At 57.1% G+C, this 14,973-nt stretch carries 16 protein-coding genes; 13 read left to right on the top strand and 3 right to left on the bottom strand.

Annotated elements, in window-relative coordinates; genetic code table 11:
• Positions 1-84 precede the first annotated feature (84 nt).
• The gene (locus LG198_RS10575; RefSeq protein ID WP_230343151.1) at positions 85-813 is read left to right on the top strand and encodes a proteasome-type protease; all 729 of its coding nucleotides are present in this window, start codon (positions 85-87) and stop codon (positions 811-813) included.
• A 10-nt stretch (positions 814-823) separates the two neighbouring features.
• Here the strand turns inward: LG198_RS10575 and LG198_RS10580 are convergent, their stop codons facing one another.
• Positions 824-1,711: a LysR family transcriptional regulator gene (locus tag LG198_RS10580; RefSeq protein ID WP_230343152.1), complete on the bottom strand. Its 888-nt coding sequence runs from the start codon at positions 1,709-1,711 to the stop codon at positions 824-826.
• Between the two features lie 92 nt (positions 1,712-1,803).
• Between LG198_RS10580 and LG198_RS10585 the strand changes: the two genes are divergently transcribed.
• The 8 genes from LG198_RS10585 to LG198_RS10620 all read left to right on the top strand — a co-directional run bounded on the left by LG198_RS10585 (position 1,804) and on the right by LG198_RS10620 (position 8,432).
• Entirely contained in the window at positions 1,804-2,259 is a 456-nt protein-coding gene (locus LG198_RS10585; RefSeq protein ID WP_230343153.1) for a PACE efflux transporter, read from the top strand.
• An 83-nt stretch (positions 2,260-2,342) separates the two neighbouring features.
• Complete coding sequence (locus tag LG198_RS10590; protein WP_230343154.1) at positions 2,343-4,283, top strand: ATP-dependent DNA helicase; 1,941 nt, start codon at positions 2,343-2,345, stop codon at positions 4,281-4,283.
• Positions 4,280-4,975 (top strand): tRNA (adenosine(37)-N6)-threonylcarbamoyltransferase complex dimerization subunit type 1 TsaB, encoded by a 696-nt coding sequence (tsaB, locus tag LG198_RS10595; protein ID WP_230343155.1) that lies wholly within the window; start codon positions 4,280-4,282, stop codon positions 4,973-4,975. The genes LG198_RS10590 and tsaB overlap by 4 nt, the downstream gene beginning before the upstream one ends.
• Positions 4,972-5,433 carry a ribosomal protein S18-alanine N-acetyltransferase gene (gene rimI, locus LG198_RS10600; protein ID WP_230343156.1) on the top strand — a complete coding sequence of 154 codons (462 nt, stop codon included), beginning with the start codon at positions 4,972-4,974 and terminating at the stop codon, positions 5,431-5,433. Before tsaB ends, rimI begins: the two co-directional genes overlap by 4 nt.
• 10 nt (positions 5,434-5,443) lie before the next feature.
• Positions 5,444-6,382 carry a uracil-DNA glycosylase gene (locus LG198_RS10605; RefSeq protein WP_230343157.1) on the top strand — a complete coding sequence of 313 codons (939 nt, stop codon included), beginning with the start codon at positions 5,444-5,446 and terminating at the stop codon, positions 6,380-6,382.
• Between the two features lie 64 nt (positions 6,383-6,446).
• Positions 6,447-7,040, top strand: a complete 594-nt coding sequence (locus LG198_RS10610; protein ID WP_230343158.1) for a LemA family protein — start codon at positions 6,447-6,449, stop codon at positions 7,038-7,040.
• A 39-nt stretch (positions 7,041-7,079) separates the two neighbouring features.
• The gene (locus LG198_RS10615) at positions 7,080-7,919 is read left to right on the top strand and encodes a TPM domain-containing protein (protein WP_230343159.1); all 840 of its coding nucleotides are present in this window, start codon (positions 7,080-7,082) and stop codon (positions 7,917-7,919) included.
• 3 nt (positions 7,920-7,922) lie between these two features.
• Entirely contained in the window at positions 7,923-8,432 is a 510-nt protein-coding gene (locus tag LG198_RS10620) for a TPM domain-containing protein (RefSeq protein ID WP_230343160.1), read from the top strand.
• A gap of 23 nt (positions 8,433-8,455) precedes the next feature.
• Here LG198_RS10620 and LG198_RS10625 read toward each other — a convergent pair whose 3' ends face one another.
• Positions 8,456-8,986, bottom strand: a complete 531-nt coding sequence (locus LG198_RS10625; protein WP_230343161.1) for a hypothetical protein — start codon at positions 8,984-8,986, stop codon at positions 8,456-8,458.
• Positions 8,987-9,232: 246 nt separating this feature from the next.
• On the opposite strand from LG198_RS10625, the gene LG198_RS10630 reads away from it, so the two are divergent.
• The 4 genes from LG198_RS10630 (at position 9,233) to LG198_RS10645 (ending at position 13,172) form a co-directional block, all read left to right on the top strand.
• Entirely contained in the window at positions 9,233-9,637 is a 405-nt protein-coding gene (locus tag LG198_RS10630) for a hypothetical protein (RefSeq protein WP_230343162.1), read from the top strand.
• Between the two features lie 73 nt (positions 9,638-9,710).
• On the top strand, positions 9,711-11,432 hold the full coding sequence (locus tag LG198_RS10635; protein ID WP_230343163.1) for a proline--tRNA ligase: 1,722 nt from the start codon (positions 9,711-9,713) through the stop codon (positions 11,430-11,432).
• Positions 11,432-12,061, top strand: a complete 630-nt coding sequence (locus LG198_RS10640; RefSeq protein ID WP_230343164.1) for a lytic transglycosylase domain-containing protein — start codon at positions 11,432-11,434, stop codon at positions 12,059-12,061. The genes LG198_RS10635 and LG198_RS10640 overlap by 1 nt, the downstream gene beginning before the upstream one ends.
• Positions 12,062-12,065: 4 nt before the next feature.
• The gene (locus LG198_RS10645; protein ID WP_230343165.1) at positions 12,066-13,172 is read left to right on the top strand and encodes a hypothetical protein; all 1,107 of its coding nucleotides are present in this window, start codon (positions 12,066-12,068) and stop codon (positions 13,170-13,172) included.
• A 3-nt stretch (positions 13,173-13,175) separates the two neighbouring features.
• Here LG198_RS10645 and LG198_RS10650 read toward each other — a convergent pair whose 3' ends face one another.
• Complete coding sequence (locus tag LG198_RS10650) at positions 13,176-14,786, bottom strand: inorganic phosphate transporter (protein WP_230343166.1); 1,611 nt, start codon at positions 14,784-14,786, stop codon at positions 13,176-13,178.
• Between the last annotated feature and the right edge of the window lie 187 nt (positions 14,787-14,973).

A 14,973-nucleotide genomic window follows, 5' to 3' on the forward strand; every position in this document is an offset into this window, starting at 1 on the left:
CACATGGCACTACCCCTGACGTAGTATTGTGGAGCCAGGCGGGCATGCGTATGATGGACTCAACTCAATGATAGTGTTGCAAGCATGACTTACTGTGTAGGCTTATTGCTGGACCAGGGCTTGGTACTGGCGTCCGATACCCGTACCAATGCCGGTGTGGACCAGGTGGCGGTTTTCCCGAAAATGACCGTGTTCGAGGTGCCGGGCGAGCGCGTGATCACCCTGATGACGGCGGGCAATCTCGCGATCACCCAGGCGGTGATCAATCGCCTGCGAGACGCGGTCAAGCTCAGCGAAGGAACGACATTGCACAATGTCGGCAACATGTTTGATGCTGTTCAGTTGGTTGGCGAACAACTGCGCGTCGTGTATGAGTTAGATAATGAACACTTGAAGAACCACAATACCGAATTCAGTGCCAGTATCCTCGTCGGTGGGCAGATTCGCGGCGAGTCCCCACGCTTGTTTTCCATCTATGCCGCAGGCAACTTCATAGAAACCAGCCAGGAAACGCCTTATTTCCAGATCGGCGAGACTAAGTACGGCAAGCCGATTATTGACCGCGTGATTACCCATGACAGCGACATCATGGAAGCCGTCAAATGTGTGCTGATCTCGTTTGATTCGACCATCCGCAGCAATATTTCCGTTGCAGCGCCCATTGATATTCTGATCTACCGTGCGGACAGCTTTCACGCCGATTGCAAGCAGCGCCTTGCCGACAGCGACCCTTACTACACCATGATACGCCAGGGTTGGTCGGATGGTTTGCGCCAGGTGTTTTCCGGCTTGCCTAATCCCGACTGGTGTTGATTGCGGCCGCTTATTGCCGCATTTCCCGCAACAGGACGATGAGGCGGCTGGCGCCCAATCCAAGCGGACGGTCCTTGCTCCATACCATGTCTACCCACAGCCTTAACTGGTTGCTCATGTTCTCGAATTCGATCGCGTAAAGCGTTCCGCCCTTGATCAGCGGTTCGACTAATGCCTGCGGCAGGTAGGCCCAGCCGAGGCCGGCCTGCACCATGCTGAGACTTGCCAGATAGCTGTCGGTACGCCAAACCTGGCGTCCGACGATAAAGCGCGGATCGGTCAACTGCTCGTCCCGGCTCGCAATCACGATCTGCCTGGCCGCCATCAAGTCGCTCTCGCGCAATTTGCGGCCGTTGGGCCGGCAGAAGGCATGTGATGGTGCGACTACCGCAGTCAACACCTCGCTGCGCAACTCCTGAAAAGCCTCCCTTTCGTCGAGCGCCGGCCGCTCGAATACCAAGGCAAGCTGGACGCATCCTTCGTGCAGCATGCGCAGGGCATCTTCCTGGGGAGCGGACAGTACCTCGATTTCCAGCGCGGGGAATTCTTCTGCGAGATGCGCAAGGGGAAGGCTCCATGGCGCGGAAAGCAGTTCCGGGGCAATGGCGATGCTTAAGCGCTTTTCCAATCCTTGGTGCAGCGATAGCGCATGCGCCTGCAATTGCGTGAGCTGGCTCACCAGCTGGCGAGCCAAGGGCTCCAAGGCAAGGGCAGCCGGTGTGGGGGCCGGAGAGTGCCCGCTGCGGTCGAACAGCAGCAAGTCGAGTTCGGCCTCTAGCTGGGCGATGGCCATGCTGACAGACGAAGGCACGCGGCCCAGCACGCGGGCGGCCGCAGAAAACGAGCCCCGGTCCATCACGGCAAGAAATATTTTTACATTGTCGCTGGAAAAAGCCATGCATTTAACTTTCAATAAAACTGAAAGATATTGACTTTTTCTATCATATAAAGCCCGGTAGACTCATGTCAAATCTTGTCAGGAGTCATTTTATGCAAGGCATCAAACGCAAGCTGGTCTATGTCACTCTGTATGAGGCATTCGCCATGCTGTTCACCAGTGTGGGGTTGGCCCTGTTTTCCGGCCAGAGCTTGGCACATGCTGGTGTTGCCGGCGTGGCTTCATCCACCGTGGCGTTCATCTGGAACCTGATCTACAACACCGGGTTTGAAGCATGGGAGGCTAAGCAGCCGGGAACAGGCCGTAGTGTTGGCCGCCGTTTGCTTCATGCTGCGGGGTTCGAGGCCGGCCTGGTGCTGACTTTGGTACCCTTGTTCGCCTGGTGGCTGCAGGTGAGCTTGTGGGAGGCATTATGGATGGATATTGGCCTGATTATATTTTTCCTGGTTTATACCTATCTCTTCAACCTGCTGTTCGACCATGTATTCGGGCTGCCTGCCTCTGCCCAGGCCAATACGGGGCAGCATCCCGAAGGTTGCAAGGCATGATGGACAGGTTTTTCCGCCAGACGTGCCGGCCAACTCCAGTATAATGGCAAGGTCTTGTTCCCGAACGATGTTGAAGGCCCCGCTTGAGCGACCTAGATCATGTTTTTTCTGCCAACGGCCCATTGGCGGAGACCATTCCCGGCTATCGCTCGCGCGTCCAGCAACAGGAAATGGCGAAGGCGATCGCCGAGGCGATTAGCCATAACCGCCAACTGGTGGCCGAGGCAGGCACCGGCACGGGCAAGACTTTTGCGTACCTGGTGCCTGCCTTGCTCTCGGGCGGCAAGGTTATTATCTCCACCGGCACCAAGACCCTGCAGGACCAGCTATTCAACCGCGACCTGCCTGCCGTGCGCGATGCCCTGAAAGTGCCTGTCACCGTGGCGATGCTCAAGGGGCGAGCAAATTATGTCTGTCATTTCCACCTTCAGCGCGCGATGAGCGAGGGCAAGTTTTATTCGCGTGAAGATGCTGCATATGTCCATAAAATCCAGGCCTTTGCCGAAAACAGTGCCACCGGGGACAAGAGCGAGCTGACCTCTGTACCGGAAAGTGCCACGGTCTGGCCCGCAGTGACCTCGACCCGCGACAATTGTATGGGGCAGGAGTGCGCCTTCTACAAGGAATGTTTCGTCATGGAAGCGCGCAAGCGCGCCCTAGCTGCGGACGTCGTGGTCGTCAACCATCACTTGTTTTTTGCCGATGTGATGCTGCGCGATGAAGGGGTGGCCGAGCTATTGCCGGCGGCGAATACCGTAATCTTCGACGAGGCGCACCAATTGCCGGAGGTGGCGGGCATGTTCTTTGGCGAGGGTTATTCCACCAGCCAGCTCATGGAGTTGGCGCGTGATGCGCATAATGAATATCTCACGACCATCAAGGATTGCACCGCCTTGCCCGATGCAACAGCTGCACTGGAAAAGGCGGTGCGCGACTTTCGCCTGATTTTTGCCTATGAAGGCGCGCGGTTGCCAGTGCAAAAAGCCCTGGCGCTGCGTAATTTCGAGCCCGCTTATGCCATGATGCAGGAAAAGCTGGCAGATCTGGCGAATGTGCTGGAAAGCCAGGCCGAGCGTGACCCGGCAGTGGATAATTGCTGGCAGCGCACCCTGGCCTTGCAGGCCTTGCTGCAGCGTTGGATTGTGGCTGCGGATACCAACCTGGTGCGCTGGATCGAGGTATTCAGCCAGTCCGTGCAACTGCATGCCACGCCGCTTTCCGTGGCGGAAGGTTTCAGCAAGCAACTCAATGCCCAGCCTCGTTCCTGGATATTTACCTCTGCCACCTTGGCTGTGAAGAGCGATTTCAGCCATTACCTGGCGCAAATGGGGCTGAGTGAGGCAACCACAGGGTACTGGAACAGTCCGTTCGATTATGGCCAGCAAGGCTTGTTCTATGTGCCGCAGGGCATGCCGGAGCCGAACAGTGCAGGGTACGCCGCTGCGGTGGCGGCGATGGCTTTGCCCGTGATCAGGGCCAGCCGCGGGCGCGCGTTTGTGCTGTGCACCAGTTTGCGCGCGATGCGTGAACTGCATGCCTTGCTCAAGGACGCTTTTGCCAGCGAGGGCCTGGAGTACCCCTTGCTTATGCAGGGCGATACCGCCCGCAGCGAGTTGCTGGAGCGTTTCCGCAGGCTGGGCAATGCCGTGCTGGTGGGCTCGCAGAGTTTCTGGGAGGGCGTCGACGTACGGGGCGAGGCTTTGTCTGCGGTGATTATCGACAAGCTGCCGTTCGCGCCGCCCGATGACCCTGTGCTGGCTGCGCGTATCGACAAGATGAATGCCGAGGGCAAGAACGCCTTCATGGAATACCAATTGCCTTACGCTGTCATCACCTTGAAGCAGGGCGCTGGGCGCCTGATTCGTGATGAGGCAGACCGCGGTGTGTTGATGATCTGCGATCCGCGCCTGATCAGCAAGCCTTATGGGCGCCGCATCTGGCAAAGCCTGCCGCCCATGCGCCGGACGCGCAATGTGGAAGATGTAGTAGAATTCTTTGCTTCTTTCCCAGTTGATGCGGCATGAAACTCCTCGCCCTAGACACTTCTACCGAATACCTTTCGCTTGCCCTGCTGCTTGATGGCAAGTTGTTAGAGCGCGAGCTACTCGCAGGCCAGACCCATTCCCAACGTATCCTGCCATTGTTGCGCGAGTTGCTTGACGAGGCAGGTGTGGAATTGCATGGCCTGGATGGGATTGCCTTTGGCGCAGGCCCAGGGTCATTCACTGGTTTGCGCATAGGCTGCGGCGTCGCCCAGGGGTTGGCCTTCGGCGCAAATTTGCCGGTGGTGGGCATCAGCACCCTGCTTGCGCTGGCCGAAGATGCCCAGGGCGCCGACAAGGTGATCGCTTGCCTGGATGCGCGCATGGGCGAGGTGTATCACGCCGCCTATGAGAAAACAGTACAAGGCTGGCAGGAAGCCATTGCCCCCGGCTTATATGCGCCTGATGCCGTACCCGGAGTGCCTGGCGCAGGCTGGACAGGGATCGGCAGCGGTTGGAAAAGTTATACGGCAGCACTGGAGCAGCGCTATAGTGCGCAACTCTTGCAATACTTGCCCGATGCCTATCCGCGTGCGGCTGCAATGGGTGCCCTGGCATTGCCGTTGTTCGCAGCCGGGCGAGGCAGGCGCGCGGAAGAAGCCGCGCCGGTTTATATCCGCAACAAGGTGGCCATGACGACCAGCGAGCGGCAAGCTAGGGCAGTTGGCGCATGAATGCGGTTCTCAAGCCGGATGCCACGCTGCGCCCCATGCAGCTTGATGACCTGGATACTGTTGCGCGTATAGAGCCGACCATTTTCCCTTATCCCTGGACGCGCGGCAATTTCAGTGACTCGCTTGAGTCGGGTTATAGCTGCTGGGTCTATGAGCAGGATAGCGAGATTTTCGGTTATGCCGTGCTCATGCTGGTGCTGGACGAGGCTCACCTGCTTAATGTCAGCATTGCCGCTCCCCGGCAGGGCAAAGGTTATGGCCGCAGCTTGCTCGCGCATATGATGGATGTGGCCCGCCAGCATGGCGCGCTGAATATGTTCCTTGAAGTGCGGCCATCCAACTATGCGGCAATTAGCCTGTATGAAAGCATGGGGTTTAATGAAATGGCCATTCGTCGCGGTTATTATCCGGCCCCATATGGGCGCGAAGATGCGGTATTGATGGGTGCTGCGCTGTGAAGGGCACAATATGAGCCTGACTCGCGAAGATATCCTGCGTGAACTGGAGTTGCTACCGGTTTGGCGATTGCGCACACAGCCGGAAACGCCCAAGCCGAAAGCCGAACCGGATGCTGCAGTGTCTTCTTCTGTCCCGGATCCTATAGCGAGTAGTTCGGTACCTGATGCTCCTGCTGTGACAGAGCATCCGCTGGCAGTTGAAGCTGAACCTGAAGCCCCGGCATCCAATGCCGATGAGCCACTTGCTTATTTTGATGAAGCCATGCCTGCATGGCCGGAGTATGCTGAGAGCATGACGCCTGACTGGGCCGAGCCAGAGCTTCTGGCTGAAGCGCCGGGCAAGGACAGGCGTGCGGACATTATGGGGATGGATTGGCAAGCTTTGCAGGCCAGTGTGAAGGAATGTACTGCCTGCATCCTGGAGAAGACCCGTACCCAGACCGTGTTCGGCGTGGGGGATCCCAATGCCGAATGGCTGTTTATTGGCGAAGCGCCGGGAGCGGAAGAGGATAGGCGCGGCGAGCCATTCGTCGGTCCAGCCGGTCAGTTGCTCGATAGCATGCTGGCTGCGATTGCGCTCAAGCGGGGCGATAATGTTTATATCGCCAATGTGTTGAAATGCCGTCCGCCTGCGAATCGTAACCCGCATGGCGAGGAAGTGGTCAAATGCGATCCCTACCTCAAGCGCCAGGTGGAACTGATCAAACCCAGGCTGATCGTGGCGTTGGGCAAGTTTGCTGCACAATCGTTGCTCGCGAGTGATAACAGCATCGCCAGTTTGCGCGGCAAGTTGCATGATTTCCATGGCGTGCCGGTGATCGTGACCTATCACCCGGCGTATTTGCTGCGTAATCTGCCAGACAAGGCGCGTGCCTGGGATGACTTGTGTTTTGCGCGGGAAACCATGCGGGGCTTGCAATCGGCAGCATCGTCCCCATCTGCGGAATAGTTTCGGCGTGGGATATTGCCCACGTTTTTATAAGTTGGATTTAGTCTTTATGGAGAGGCTTAACATGCAAAAAATCTGGTTGAAATTAACTGCGGTACTGATGGTACTGACCTTGAGCGGCTGTGGTTATAACACCTTCCAGACACTGGATGAACAGGTCAATGCCGATTGGTCTGAAGTATTGAACCAATACCAGCGTCGCGCTGATCTGGTACCCAACCTGGTGAACACCGTCAAGGGCTATGCTGCCCATGAGCAGGAAGTGTTGACCCAGGTGGCGGATGCGCGCTCCCGGGTGGGCAGTATCCAGGCCACCCCTGAACTGCTGAACGATGAGCAGGCGTTTGCGCGCTTCCAGGCGGCACAAGGCCAAATGACTTCTGCATTGTCGCGCTTGATGGCAGTAGCGGAAAACTATCCGCAACTGAAGGCGGATGCCAATTTCCGCGATCTGCAGGCACAGCTTGAGGGTACAGAAAACCGCGTGACTGTGGCACGTAACCGCTATATCAAGTCGGTGCAGGCGTATAACACTGCGGTTCGCCAATTCCCCAACAACATGACCGCCAAGCTGTTTGACTACAAGACCAAGCCGAACTTCTCGGTCGAAAACGAGAGCGAGATTTCCAAGGCGCCCGCCGTCAGCTTCGACAAGTAACAGGGCAGCGTTTTGGATTTGCTGAGCAAACATTCATATATGAAGCTGCTGGCTCCTCTCTTGTGGCTATGGCTGGCCGTTGCCAGCCTGGCGCAGGCGGACGAAGTGGCCGTGCCGCAACTCACGGCCAGGGTGACCGATCTTACCGGAACACTAAGCCAGCAACAGCAGGCGGCACTGGAAAACCGCCTCATGCAGTTTGAGCAGGAGAAAGGCAGCCAGATTGCCGTCTTGCTGGTACCCACTACTGCGCCTGAAGCGATAGAACAATATTCAATGCGTGTGGTGGAGGCCTGGAACCTGGGCCGCGGCAAGGTGGATGACGGCGTACTGGTGCTGGTGGCCAAGGATGACCGCAAGATGCGCATCGAGGTGGGTTATGGCCTCGAAGGCGCCATTCCCGATGTGATTGCCAAGCGCATTGTGTCGGACGTCATGGCGCCTGCATTCCGCCAGGGCAATTTTTATGGGGGCATTGATGCGGCGCTGGGTTATATCACCCGGCTGATTGCAGGCGAGGGCTTGCCTGCTCCGCCGCAGCGCCAGGGTAGCCAAGGGCAAGGCGGTTTTGGCGACATGCTGCCCTTGTTACTGTTTGGCGGCCTGATTCTTGGCGGCGTGCTGCGTGCCATGTTTGGGAAATTCCTGGGTGGCGCCATTAATGGCGGGCTGATCGGGGCTGCCGTTATGTTATTCGGCGGCGGCATCCTGTTTGCTGCTGCGCTGGGTTTTGTGGCGTTTTTTATTACCATGGTCGGTTCTGCGATGGGAGGTCTGCCCATTGGCGGAGGCTATGGCGGTCGCGGTGGCTGGGGGGGCGGTGGCTTTTCCGGTGGCGGCGGAGGTTTTGGAGGAGGGGGCGCCTCGGGCGATTGGTAAGGTATGAAGAAGCGTAATACATTCCTGCGATTGCTCAGCCATGTGTTTAGTACGCCATGGCATGTGCGCCGGCATTTTTCCAAGGCCGCCTTGCAACGCATAGAGCAGGCGATTACTGCCAGCGAGCGTACCCATAATGGCGAAATCCGCTTTGTGGTCGAAGGCGATCTGCATCCGATGGCCGTAATGCGCGGCGTATCACCCAGGGACCGGGCGATTGCCCTGTTTTCACAATTGGGCATCTGGGACACGGAGCAGAACAACGGTGTGCTGATTTATCTGCTGCTGGCTGACCACGATGTGGAAATCCTGGCCGATCGCGGTATCAACCGCCATCTGGGGCAGCAAGGCTGGGAAGCCATTTGCCAGGTCATGCAGGCCAAGTTCCGCCAGGGGCAGTTTGAAGAAGGCGTGATTTACGGCATCAATGAAATCGGCAAGTCATTGCAGCAATATTTTCCTGCAACGGCCGACGACAAGAATGAATTACCCAACAAACCTATCGTGCTTTAGCTGCGTATGCTGAAATTATAGGATTAAGTGTAGTTGAGCACTTCTCCGCGTAAGGTATAACTCGCCACGCGGCATGCCTCGACGATGGGCCGCCAAGCGCGGCCGTAGATTTCGCTGCAGGGCACATGGTCGATGTGGTGCTTCATGTCGGCAGGCTCCGGGGCCAGCAAATTGTTTGCCGCCTCAATCTGGGAGAAAATGATCATGACTTGCTCCACTGCGGTGATGGTGCCGAGGTTGTGTAGCGGAATCGCATGCAGGGCTTGCTCCAGCCTGCCCAGTTTGCTGCGGTTGAAGTCGCGCATCTGCCGGGTTTCGTTTTTTAATGGATTGCTGCGCAACTGTTCGATATTGTGCAGTGTCAGATAAATGTCGTAGGCGATTTTATGCGTCACTGACATCAGCCGCTTGGAGTAGCCGCGCTGCTCCATGCTGCGACGACGGGTGTCAATATAGTTTTGCCAGGCTGAGATGCCGATAGCGGCAAAAATGGCAATGATGGAGCCAATGGCCTGTACCCAGGCGGCCCATTCGGAAGATGTGAGTGTGGTCATGTGTACGGCGTCAATCTCTCTGTGTTGAAAGCAGGTTACGCAGGCATAGGCCGTGCGGCAATAAGGTTATAACAGTTTCTTATTATTGTGGTGTTTGCCCGTAAAAACAGCAGGAACAGTTTTTGCTGTGTATTTACGGGAGAAGGTGGGTAAAGGCCAAAAGTCTAGCCTGCCAACATGCGGCCTCAGTTTTTGCGGCAGCATGACGTTATAGTAAATGGATACCATCCATAGAAAGGCAAGAAAATGAAAGCCTTGTTTAGAGGTAGTGTCATCAAGGGGATGAGGCTGGTTGGTGTGTTTGAAGACCAAGACCAGGCCATCATCGAGGAATATCTGGACAAGCTGGACAGCCCCGTCACTAATAATGACAAGATTTTCCACCAGTTTGTTGATCTCATCCCGTCTTCCCAATCGACGCAGTATGGCGATATCCCGCCGCAGTCACGCGTGGTGCTGGCGTCAGGCAGCCTGACACGCGGCATCGTGGCGCGAGGGCCCTTCCCGGCGCGTTCGATAGCACTTGGCTATGCGGTCAACCTGAGCTTCGGCCATAATGCGAATTACTATGTGGTGGATCTGGAACCCGAGTATGTGCCGTTGCGGGACAAGTTGAATGCCTTGGTGGAAAACGCTGCGGCAGTTGCCTGATCTGTTTGCGGCTGACGTAACGCACGTTTCCCGATAAAATCCGCAGCATCCGAAATTTCGAAGAAACGATAACATGCGTGCGTCACAGTTTTTCATAGCAACACAAAAAGAAGCACCCCAAGAGGCTGAACTTCCAAGCCACAAGCTCATGCTGCGTGCCGGCATGATCAAGCGCCTGGGTTCGGGCCTATATAGCTGGATGCCGCTGGGCTTGCGCGTATTGCGCAAGGTGGAAGCCGTCGTGCGAGAGGAAATGAACCGCGCCGGCGCGCTCGAGTTGCTCATGCCTGCGGTACAGCCAAAAGAGCTTTGGGAAGAGACCGGGCGCTGGGCCGTGTTTGGCCCGCAAATGCTTAAAATCCGCGACCGTCACGAGCGTGATTTCTGTTTCGGTCCGACGCACGAAGAAGTGATTACCGATATCGCCCGCCGCGAGATTCGTTCCTACAAGCAGTTGCCGCTGAATTTCTACCAGGTCCAGACCAAGTTCCGCGACGAGATTCGTCCACGCTTCGGTGTGATGCGCGCGCGCGAGTTTGTCATGAAGGATGCCTACTCCTTCCATATCAACCTGGAATCCTTGCAGGCTACCTACGACAACATGTACCAGGCATACAGCAATGTGTTCAACCGCCTGGGCTTGAAGTTCCGTGCCGTGCGTGCGGATACCGGCGCGATTGGCGGTGACGGCTCCCATGAGTTCCATGTGTTGGCAGAGTCTGGCGAGGATGCGCTTGCATACTGTGAGAGTTCTGATTTCGCCGCCAATGTGGAACTGGCCGAGGCATTGGCCCCTGCAGCCACGAGGGGCGAAGCCAGGGAAGCATTGCGTGAGGTAGATACTCCTAAACAAACGACTTGCAAGGATGTCGCCGCATTGCTGGGTATTACGCTGCAACAGACCGTGAAATCGATCGCCGTGGTGGCGACGGATGATGCCGGTAATACGCAGTTCTACCTGCTGTTGCTGCGCGGCGACCATGCGCTGAACGAAATCAAGGCGGCCAAGGTGCCTGGGCTGGCGAGTTTCCGTTTTGCTAGCGAGCAGGAAATCCGCGACCATCTCAATTGCCCGCCTGGGTTTATCGGCCCGGTAGGCGTTTCCGATCAAGTCAAGGTGGTTGCAGACCGCAGCGTAGCAGTGCTGAGCGATTTCGTCTGCGGCGCAAACAAGCCCAAGCTCCACCTGGCTGGCGTCAATTTCGGGCGCGACCTGCCCGAGCCGATTGTGGTGGCGGATATCCGTAACGTCGTGGAGGGCGATCCCAGCCCGGATGGCAAGGGCACGATCAGCCTCTGCCGCGGGATCGAGGTAGGGCATATTTTCCAACTGCGTACCAAGTATGCAGCCGCCATGGAAGCAACCTACCTGGACGAAAATGGCCAGAAGCAGATCATGGAGATGGGTTGTTACGGCATCGGCGTATCGCGTATCGTCGGCGCTGCCATCGAGCAGGGCAATGATGAGCGCGGGATTATCTTCCCGGCCGCCATGGCACCGTTTGTCGTGGCGATTGCCCCTATCGGTTATGACAAGAGCGAGGCCGTGCAGTCCGCTGCGCATGCGCTGTATGAAGAGCTGACCGCTGCCGGTATCGACGTCTTGCTGGATGACCGCGGCGAACGTCCGGGCGTCATGTTTGCCGACCTGGAGCTGATCGGCATCCCGCATCGCATCGTGATTGGCGACCGCGGCCTCAAGGAAGGCCAGGTTGAATATCAGGCGCGCACGGCTTCTGCTGCCGAGGCAGTGGCATTGGCTGACATCGCAGCCGTGATCAAGCGGGCATTGTGATGACAAAGGCTGGCTTCCTGCTTGTTGTGGCCAGCCTGTTGTGCATGAGCGTGCCCGCGCATGCCGGTGCGCAGAGAGAGGAACCCTTATCCAATAGCGTGCGTGCCATGATGCAACGCTCCATCAGCGACAGCGCCGCTCCCAAGCTGGTGTTTGCCAGCAAGGAGGAAGGGGCGGCCTGGTTGCAGGCCATGTCCGGCCGCTTGCAGAAGCGTATCCCGGATGACAGGATGCGTGAAGATTTTCTGCGGACCGTGCATTACGAGGCGGTGCGCGCGGGCCTAGACCCGCAGCTGGTGCTGGCGTTGATCCATGTGGAAAGCGCATTCAACAAATATGCGGTTTCCTCGGTAGGCGCGCGTGGCTATATGCAGGTCATGCCTTTCTGGGTGAAGGCCATCGGCGCCAATGACCACAACCTGTTCCATATGCGATTGAACTTGCGTTACGGCTGCACCATCCTGCGCCACTATCTCGATATCGAACAGGGCGATCTCTACCGCGCCCTGGGCCGTTACAACGGCAGCCTGGGCAAGCCGCAATATCCCAACCTGGTCGTCAATGCCTGGCGCAAATCCTGGACTTACCAGCCACCCCTGAACCCGGTTACGGCAACGGCGTTCAATTAGCCGCATGGTTGCCGTATCTGGTCGCCGCTATCGCCTGCTGGTTTATATCTCCGGCCATGGCTATGGCCATGTCGCGCAGATTGCGCCGGTGCTTAATCAACTGGCACAGGATTATCCTGATATTGAATTGATTGTTTGCAGCGCGGTGAGCGAGGCGTTTTTACGTTCACGCATCCATGCCGGGTTTGCCTACCGGCAACGCAGCGCCGATTTCGGCATGCTGATGAAGTCGGCGCTGGAAGTGGATACAGCCGCCAGCATTGGGGCCTATCTGGATTTCCACGCTGACTGGGATGCGCGGGTTGAGCGCGAGCAGGCATGGATTGCAAGTCAGGAAGCCGATGCGGTGCTCAGTAATGTGGCCTATCTGCCACTTGCAGCAGCATCCAAGCTGGGTTTGCCTGCGCTTGCGACGTGCTCGCTCAATTGGGCGGATATCCTCAGGCATTATGCGGATGATACTGCTCTATATGATGTGCAGCGGCAGATACGGGAAGCCTATGCCTGTGCACGCAGTTTCCTGCGCCTGGAGCCTTCGATGAGCATGCCCTGGCTCAATTGCCATGAGGTTGGGCCGGTAGCGGATATTGTGGAAGATAAACGTGACTTGATCCTGCAACGATTGGGGCTGGATACCGCTGACCAGCATAAGTTGGTGCTGGTGGGCATGGGGGGCATCAATACCGAGATCGATCCTGCCAGCTTTCCCGCGTTACCTGGTGTACATTGGTTATTGCCGCAGGCATGGATGCAGGGTTTGAGGCGGGCGGACCTTCATGCGCTGGAGTCTTTGCAGGAGCATTTCTCCATTTTGCTCGCGAGCAGCGACCTGGTGCTTACCAAGCCTGGGTATGGCACATTCGTCGAGGCAGCATGCCATGGCATCCCTGTGCTGTATGTGCCGCGTGATGGCTGGCCCGAGCAGGACTGCCTGGTTTCCTGGCTGGAAACGCATGGTCAATGTTTGGAGGTCAATGCTGGCCAGTTGTGGAGCGGGGACTTTGCTGCTGAAGTGCTGAACATGCTGGCAACACCAAAGCCGCCAAGAGTCAGGCCACGTGGCAATCAGGAAGCTGCCCACTGGATTAGCGGGCAGCTTGGGCTGGAATAAAGATTAGATGAACTGCGAGAACAGCCAGTAGATGGAGCCTGAAAGCAGCATTGCCATTGGCAATGTGAGTACCCAGGCCATCAGCAGGTTGCGGATAGTGGCCATTTGCAAGCCGGAACGGTTGGCCGCCATGGTGCCAGCTACGCCGGACGATAATACTTGCGTGGTAGATACCGGCAGGCCGTAAAGGTCTGCCGCGCCTATGGTGAGCATGGCGACGGTTTCGGCAGAAGCGCCCTGGGCATAGGTCAAGTGTGTCTTGCCGATGCGCTCGCCTACGGTAATCACGATGCGCTTCCAGCCCACCATGGTACCCAGGCCCAGTGCGATTGCCACGGCGACTTTCACCCAAAGCGGGATGAACTTGGTGGCCTTGTCGATTTCCTGCTTGAAGGCCATGAGGTTGGCCCGGGTGTCCGCATCCAGCGGCACGGCAGCCGGATTCTTGTCGATCAGCCGTATGGCCTCGGACGTGAGATACATGTCGTTACGCACGTTGGCGACGGCATCTGCAGGCACCTTGCTCAGGCTGCCATAACCCTTGACCTGTTCACCGATATTGCCTGTCACTGCGGCCAGAGCCGGTAACAATTCGGATGTGGCTTTCTTGGTGCGGATATAGGTGGAAAGCGTTTCCAGAGGTTCGGCAGGTGCAGCGCCAGGTGCAGTGTTTTGTAATGAAGCCTGGGTGACCTGTGCCACTGCGGCGAACTGCACGGCCTGGTCTACTGGCATAGCGCGATTGAGTGCGTAAGCCATCGGCACTGTACCGACCAGTATCAGCATGATCAAGCCCATGCCTTTCTGGCCGTCATTGGAGCCATGTGCGAATGAAACGCCGGTACAGGTGAGGATGAGGATGCCACGGATCCAGGCTGGTGGCGGCTTGTTGCCCTTGGGTTCGCGGAACAGCTCGCGATTCTTGACGATGGTGCGCAAGGCCAGCAATACCAGTGCGGCGGCGATGAATCCGATAAGTGGCGAGAATAGTAGCGAATAACCCACTTTGCTGGCTTGTGACCAATCTACGCCGCTGGTGCCATCGCGGCCATGCATAAGCGCATTGGCTACGCCAACGCCGATGATGGAGCCGATCAGGGTATGGGAGGATGAAGCCGGCAAGCCCAGGAACCAGGTGCCCAGGTTCCAGATAATCGCGGCGATCAGCAGGGAAAATACCATGGCAAAACCCGCTGCAGAGCCTACCTGCAGGATCAGTTCCACCGGCAATAGCGAGATGATGCCAAAGGCCACGGCACCGCTTGATGCCATCACTCCAAGAAAATTGAAGACGCCCGACCACACCACAGCGAAATTGGCAGGCAGAGAGTGAGTATAGATGACGGTGGCAACCGCATTGGCCGTATCGTGGAAGCCATTGACGAACTCGAATCCTAGCGCGATTAGCAAAGCCACGCCCAGAAGAAGGAAAGGGAGCCAGGTCGTGGTCGAGGTGCCAGTATCGCTGACATCATTGTTAAGGCTTATAGCGGTGAATACTATGCCGGCAATGAGTATGCCAAAAAACAGAATCTGGGTAATGAAGCTGGGCTTCATGCGGAGTTCAGGACGTCCGCTGACGGGTTTGTTGGAGTCTAAAGCGTTGGTATTCATTAAAAATTCTGTTTGCGCTGGACGAGTCAGCATTATGCTGGCGCATTATGACATATTCATGTCATTTGTGTTTCATACGCTTGCCTACACTGGTGTCTTAGAGCCTGTTCACCCTCTTTTCATAGGGCACGTTGCCCCGGCAGCGCAGCCGCTGCCGGGGCAACCCGAAGGGCATGGCCCCAAAACG

It is taken from the genome of Methylobacillus arboreus (assembly GCF_020532725.1).
GTDB lineage: Bacteria > Pseudomonadota > Gammaproteobacteria > Burkholderiales > Methylophilaceae > Methylobacillus > Methylobacillus arboreus.

Bases quoted from the DNA above. Each gene is read 5' to 3' on its own strand.
- LG198_RS10575 (WP_230343151.1), top strand. From the start codon at position 85: ATGACTTACTGTGTAGGCTTATTGCTGGACCAGGGCTTGGTACTGGCG.
- LG198_RS10580 (WP_230343152.1), bottom strand. From the start codon at position 1,711: ATGGCTTTTTCCAGCGACAATGTAAAAATATTTCTTGCCGTGATGGAC.
- LG198_RS10585 (WP_230343153.1), top strand. From the start codon at position 1,804: ATGCAAGGCATCAAACGCAAGCTGGTCTATGTCACTCTGTATGAGGCA.
- tsaB (WP_230343155.1), top strand. From the start codon at position 4,280: ATGAAACTCCTCGCCCTAGACACTTCTACCGAATACCTTTCGCTTGCC.
- rimI (WP_230343156.1), top strand. From the start codon at position 4,972: ATGAATGCGGTTCTCAAGCCGGATGCCACGCTGCGCCCCATGCAGCTT.
- LG198_RS10605 (WP_230343157.1), top strand. From the start codon at position 5,444: ATGAGCCTGACTCGCGAAGATATCCTGCGTGAACTGGAGTTGCTACCG.
- LG198_RS10610 (WP_230343158.1), top strand. From the start codon at position 6,447: ATGCAAAAAATCTGGTTGAAATTAACTGCGGTACTGATGGTACTGACC.
- LG198_RS10615 (WP_230343159.1), top strand. From the start codon at position 7,080: ATGAAGCTGCTGGCTCCTCTCTTGTGGCTATGGCTGGCCGTTGCCAGC.
- LG198_RS10620 (WP_230343160.1), top strand. From the start codon at position 7,923: ATGAAGAAGCGTAATACATTCCTGCGATTGCTCAGCCATGTGTTTAGT.
- LG198_RS10625 (WP_230343161.1), bottom strand. From the start codon at position 8,986: ATGACCACACTCACATCTTCCGAATGGGCCGCCTGGGTACAGGCCATT.
- LG198_RS10630 (WP_230343162.1), top strand. From the start codon at position 9,233: ATGAAAGCCTTGTTTAGAGGTAGTGTCATCAAGGGGATGAGGCTGGTT.
- LG198_RS10635 (WP_230343163.1), top strand. From the start codon at position 9,711: ATGCGTGCGTCACAGTTTTTCATAGCAACACAAAAAGAAGCACCCCAA.
- LG198_RS10640 (WP_230343164.1), top strand. From the start codon at position 11,432: ATGACAAAGGCTGGCTTCCTGCTTGTTGTGGCCAGCCTGTTGTGCATG.
- LG198_RS10645 (WP_230343165.1), top strand. From the start codon at position 12,066: ATGGTTGCCGTATCTGGTCGCCGCTATCGCCTGCTGGTTTATATCTCC.
- LG198_RS10650 (WP_230343166.1), bottom strand. From the start codon at position 14,786: ATGAATACCAACGCTTTAGACTCCAACAAACCCGTCAGCGGACGTCCT.